We start from the raw sequence: 5,158 nt of genomic DNA on the forward strand, positions 1-5,158 counted from the left end.
TTTTTTTGAGGCTTACTTAAGAGTCAAAATTATAATTTCGGATTTTATTTAAATGTAGTTTATTAATGCTACTGATTGAAGTGCGGAATGTGGGTTAGAAGTTTTTAATAGTTAATAATTCTATGCAGACTCTTTATGTTTCTCAACAGAATTGCTATGTGTGTTTGCAAAAAGAGACTTTAATTATTAAGCAGGGAGAAAATATTTATGGTGAAGTGCAATTACCTCTGTTAGAACAAATTCTAATTTTTGGTAGTTCACAAGTTACTACTCAAGTAATTCGTGCTTGTTTATTACGAGATATTCCTATTGGTTATTTATCACGAATGGGATATTGTTATGGTCGGATTTTACCTATTTCTAGGGGATATCGGCAATTGGCACGCTATCAACAGCAATTATCACCTATTGAAAAGCTAATTACTGCCCGGGCTATTGTACGAGGAAAGTTGAAAAATAGTCGGGTGCTGTTACGGCGACAGCGACAAAAGCGGGAGTCGGAGGTGTTAGAAAAGGTGCTGCTAAGTTTAGATTATTTGGCTGATCAAGCGGCACAAGCTGAGACTTGCGAAAGGCTGATGGGGTTTGAGGGTGCAGGGGCAGCCCAGTATTTCAATGCTTTTAGTGAGTGTTTGACTAATTCTGATTTTGTGTTTTCTGGTCGGAGTCGTCGTCCTCCAGGAAATCCTGTAAATGCAATGTTAAGTTTTGGTTATCAAGTTCTTTGGAATCATCTTTTGGCATTGATTGAACTTCAGGGGCTTGATCCTTATTGTGCTTGTTTGCACCAAGCACATGATGGTCATGCAGCATTAGCTTCTGATTTAATTGAAGAATTTCGCGCCCCACTTGTAGATTCTCTAGTGATGTGGTTAATTAATCGCAAGATGGTTAATGCTGAAAATGATTTTGAATTTAATAACGGTGGATGTTATTTAAATGATTCGGGAAGAAAAAAGTTTCTCAAGGCATTTTTGCAACGCATGACGGAGGAAATAAAAATAGATAATGGAGAGAAACAACCGAAATGGGATATACTTAATCAACAAGTAAGGGCTTTTAAACAGTTTGTTTATAATCCTAGTCATAGTTATCAGCCTTATCGTATTGATTGAGGCTAAATTATGTTTTTATATGTAATTGCCTATGATATTCCTTGTGATAAACGACGTAAAAAGGTAGCTGATTTACTTGAAGGTTATGGACAGAGAGTTCAATATTCTGTGTTTGAGTGTCAGTTAACTACCGAGAAATATCAAGATTTGCGTCGTCGGTTAAGAAAAAAGCTGAATTTGACTGAAGATAGTCTACGATTTTATCCTTTGTCACGGCATACTCTTTCTCAAGTAGAATCTTGGGGTGTGGGGCCATCTGTGATTGAACCGCCTAGTTCGGTGATTATTTAGCTCTGTTTACCGAGGTTCAGGGAAAATAGCTGAAATGCTTATTTGAGCGTTGTGACCTTCGGTTGCTTACAGTATAAGGGTTTGGGGTATGTTGGTGATTGGTGGAATGGCAGTTTGGCGATTAATTTTTGTGACCTTCGGAAACGGCTTCTGGATTCCTTACTGGGTAAGGGTATAAAATTGAGGGATTCCCACTCGCTGGGGATATTAATTGAATGGAAACACAGACTCGTCCTTTTTGTCTACCCACAACGATGCTTTGAAAGATTCCCACTCGCTGGGGATATTAATTGAATGGAAACCCCACTCTTCCCTTACTAATCTCTTGCGCTCTTCTCTATCTATTCCCACTCGCTGGGGATATTAATTGAATGGAAACAGTAGTGTGTTGGACTCTATTAGTTCGAGGTGCAATTCCCACTCGCTGGGGATATTAATTGAATGGAAACGACCAAAAACGCGACGATGGCGCAGGAGATAACCCAGCGATTCCCACTCGCTGGGGATATTAATTGAATGGAAACTTGATTTTTACTTGCAATGGAATAAGACAAATTTATTCCCACTCGCTGGGGATATTAATTGAATGGAAACCTTCCCTTGCATCGGACAAGGCGTATCTTGGCAATTAATTCCCACTCGCTGGGGATATTAATTGAATGGAAACAGGAACGTACTCCCATTCGGTTTAGAGTACCCTCATTCCCACTCGCTGGGGATATTAATTGAATGGAAACACCGATGTTGGGAATGTGGAACCAAAGTTTTAGCTAACAGTTTATTCCCACTCGCTGGGGATATTAATTGAATGGAAACAAGTCGTCACCGTTTAATATCGCGTCTTTCATTCTGTGATTCCCACTCGCTGGGGATATTAATTGAATGGAAACATGACTGAGGTTTTGAATAGCCTCATCATTGGAGGATTCCCACTCGCTGGGGATATTAATTGAATGGAAACACTTATATACTTGAGGTAAGCGTAGCAGATATCGCTTATTCCCACTCGCTGGGGATATTAATTGAATGGAAACCGCATTCCAAGCGTTAGCACTGCAACCCGATACCAAATTCCCACTCGCTGGGGATATTAATTGAATGGAAACTTAAAATTCTGTGGTAAAACTGGAACCCACAAAGAGTTACGACCAATTCCCACTCGCTGGGGATATTAATTGAATGGAAACTTTTGGTAAGTTCCTTTAAAGATAGGGTGGGTTTGTTATATTCCCACTCGCTGGGGATATTAATTGAATGGAAACTCAAAACCTTTTTCCATAAGCATTTTAACTAGTTTAGATTCCCACTCGCTGGGGATATTAATTGAATGGAAACGTGTTAAACTGTTTAGCTTGTTTCTTGTATGCATTAATTCCCACTCGCTGGGGATATTAATTGAATGGAAACTATAGCATTCACACATATTGCGGCGTTGCAACCATCTTATTCCCACTCGCTGGGGATATTAATTGAATGGAAACGCTTTGATTTTGTTTGTAACGGTTGAAAAAATATCTACCAAATTCCCACTCGCTGGGGATATTAATTGAATGGAAACCCGACTTGCTCGACTACAACGAAACTAGGGTCATAGGCTATTCCCACTCGCTGGGGATATTAATTGAATGGAAACACAAAATCAAAACTTCCTAAAACTTCCACTTATGCTAATTCCCACTCGCTGGGGATATTATTACCTGCTGCCCTACCACACGTATCGCTTTCTATTTTTGGGAACTATAACTAGAGGTTTAGAGGATAGAAAATGTTGGCAAAAAAGCAAATTCGTTGGCGGCGAGTTCTGCTGGTAACAGCTTTAGGGACAGTAATTACATTTGCGATGGCTACAGCCTTTCGTTATTGGCAAGTAAAAACACAGGGTTGGTGTGTCCGGTTTGCTCCAAATGGTACTCAAAAAGTTTTGTACGGTAACGACTGTTGGAAATAAAAATGTTTTTAATACCCAGATCCCCTTGTCTAGAGCATTACCCTGCAATGTAGTTAACTTGATGACACCTCAACGACATTTTGGGCAAAGCTTTTATAAGCATCGCCCATTTGTTTAGCCATCGAGTCAGGAAAGACGTGAAAATCCCCAGCTTTGAGAGCTTTTATTATCCCGTCTGCCACAAGTGCAGGTGGCTCTGCAACCTCAGTCAGTCCTGCCGCATCGCCCATATCCGTGGCAATCGGGCCAGGGTGAACACTTAGCAGAAGCGTGTTCTGCTCACTCAATAGTTCTCGTAATGCCTGGGTGATTGAATAGGCCGCAGCTTTTGAGGCACAGTAAGTAGCAGAGTCGGGGAAACCTTTGAGCGAAGCAACAGAATTGATTTGGGCAAAGACACCACCTCCATTGGCTTTGAGTACCGGGGCAAACGCCTGAGCCATGTTGATCAATCCATATACATTGATCTTCATCTGAAATTCGAGAGCGGCGATTGCATCCTCAGCTAGGGGAGTTCCAGCTTGAAAAACTCCTGCATTATTGACAACTATTTGCACATCAGGGGCAGTTTGAGCAGCAGCAAAAATAGATTGGGGATCACTTAAATCAACCTGAATTGGTACTACCCGTAAGCCGTATTGCTCAACCAATGAGGAGACACTGTTGATCTGACGAACAGCCGCATAGACTTTGGTGGCTCCGTGTTCAATAAACGACTCAACTATCGCCTTGCCGATGCCGCGATTTGCGCCCGTAACCAAAATGGTTTTGTCTTTGATGTCGTAGTTCATTTGGATTTCTCTTTATGGTTTTCCATGCTCTGAAAAACCTTGGACAATCGCTCTAAATTAGGGCAAAGAAATTTAGCTGCTCTCTTGAAGAAAGACTGCGGCTTCTACCGCTCCTTGTAGCATAGTATCATCATCGATCATGTGAATCTAGCAACACCAAATTTTTAGCCGTCTTTGAAGTTTGTGCTTTTGAACACCTCCTTCCAGTCCGGTTGGTTCCGTTCTTGGTAAATGCAGCGATGTCTAGCGACAAGCCGTTTCACGTCTACGCTAATCAAACCTAGCGTGGCAAAACTTACTAGAGAAGACGACTCTCTAAATTAGCCAAGTAAGCCTTGGGATCTCGGCGAAATCGATACTGTTCAATTCTGGCAATGCGTAGTGTTTTTGCAATTGAGAGCGTAATTCGAGCCAAGTATGAATATCAACTTGTGCTAAATCAGATGCGGTAAAAGAATGAAGCTTAGTAGCTATCGCACAGGCAAGTTTGACAGAACCACGAATAACAAGGGATGAGGGGGCAACCTTACGACCAGTACAACGACGTTGATGATGACGTAGCATACCAAAAGCATGTTCTAAGTCATTATTAGTTCTGGGAAAATCTTCAATTTGATAACAATAAAAAAGTCCAGACCAGTAGTTATGAGTGGTTTTTATAAAGTTATCGATTGCGGTATTGAGTGTACCAGCTTTCTGCTTTTGTTGGCACATTTCTGTTAATAGTTCCTGATAACTTTGTTTAACTCCAGCAGCATCAAGACCTATTTTATTATTGAGAATATTACTAGCTTTATTAACCCACTGATATGCAACTATAACAGGTGAAAATAAAGATGCAGTCGCAGATAATCCCTTAGCTATCAGGTGTTTCAGGTTGACTAAAGGTGGTGGTAAAGCACTTTTTTTTCCATCCGCTCTAAGCTTTGCTCTATCAACGTCAAATTTTCTTGTAACTTTAATCCAGATGCCTCTAACGGTGGATGACCATCATTGGTTATAGAACTACGTAC

At 40.8% G+C, this 5,158-nt stretch carries 5 protein-coding genes and 1 CRISPR repeat array; of the genes, 3 read left to right on the top strand and 2 right to left on the bottom strand.

What is annotated here, in order from left to right:
* Window positions 1-122: 122 nt before the first annotated feature.
* From cas1 to V7K55_RS04600, 3 genes are all read left to right on the top strand, one after another.
* The gene (gene cas1 / locus V7K55_RS04590; RefSeq protein WP_334828671.1) at window positions 123-1,115 is read left to right on the top strand and encodes a CRISPR-associated endonuclease Cas1; all 993 of its coding nucleotides are present in this window, start codon (window positions 123-125) and stop codon (window positions 1,113-1,115) included.
* A gap of 9 nt (window positions 1,116-1,124) precedes the next feature.
* Window positions 1,125-1,406 (top strand): CRISPR-associated endonuclease Cas2, encoded by a 282-nt coding sequence (gene cas2, locus V7K55_RS04595; protein WP_179069944.1) that lies wholly within the window; start codon window positions 1,125-1,127, stop codon window positions 1,404-1,406.
* A 187-nt stretch (window positions 1,407-1,593) separates the two neighbouring features.
* Window positions 1,594-3,039: a CRISPR direct-repeat array (repeat unit 36 nt; unit sequence ATTCCCACTCGCTGGGGATATTAATTGAATGGAAAC).
* Between the two features lie 132 nt (window positions 3,040-3,171).
* Window positions 3,172-3,354, top strand: coding sequence for a hypothetical protein (locus V7K55_RS04600; protein WP_334828674.1), 183 nt, complete (start codon window positions 3,172-3,174; stop codon window positions 3,352-3,354).
* A gap of 53 nt (window positions 3,355-3,407) precedes the next feature.
* On the opposite strand, the gene V7K55_RS04605 is transcribed toward V7K55_RS04600, so the two are convergent.
* A complete protein-coding gene (locus tag V7K55_RS04605) occupies window positions 3,408-4,145 on the bottom strand; it encodes an SDR family oxidoreductase (protein ID WP_334828676.1) in 738 nt (245 codons plus the stop codon).
* 315 nt (window positions 4,146-4,460) lie between these two features.
* Complete coding sequence (locus V7K55_RS04610; protein WP_334828678.1) at window positions 4,461-4,859, bottom strand: hypothetical protein; 399 nt, start codon at window positions 4,857-4,859, stop codon at window positions 4,461-4,463.
* Window positions 4,860-5,158: the final 299 nt, after the last annotated feature.

The organism is Nostoc sp., assembly GCF_036919895.1.
Lineage (GTDB): Bacteria > Cyanobacteriota > Cyanobacteriia > Cyanobacteriales > Nostocaceae > Nostoc.

What these genes read in the sequence shown, in the direction of transcription:
- cas1 (WP_334828671.1), top strand. Translation starts at nt 123, where the DNA reads ATGCAGACTCTTTATGTTTCTCAACAGAATTGCTATGTGTGTTTGCAA.
- V7K55_RS04600 (WP_334828674.1), top strand. Translation starts at nt 3,172, where the DNA reads ATGTTGGCAAAAAAGCAAATTCGTTGGCGGCGAGTTCTGCTGGTAACA.
- V7K55_RS04610 (WP_334828678.1), bottom strand. Translation starts at nt 4,859, where the DNA reads ATGTGCCAACAAAAGCAGAAAGCTGGTACACTCAATACCGCAATCGAT.
- cas2 (WP_179069944.1), top strand. Translation starts at nt 1,125, where the DNA reads ATGTTTTTATATGTAATTGCCTATGATATTCCTTGTGATAAACGACGT.
- V7K55_RS04605 (WP_334828676.1), bottom strand. Translation starts at nt 4,145, where the DNA reads ATGAACTACGACATCAAAGACAAAACCATTTTGGTTACGGGCGCAAAT.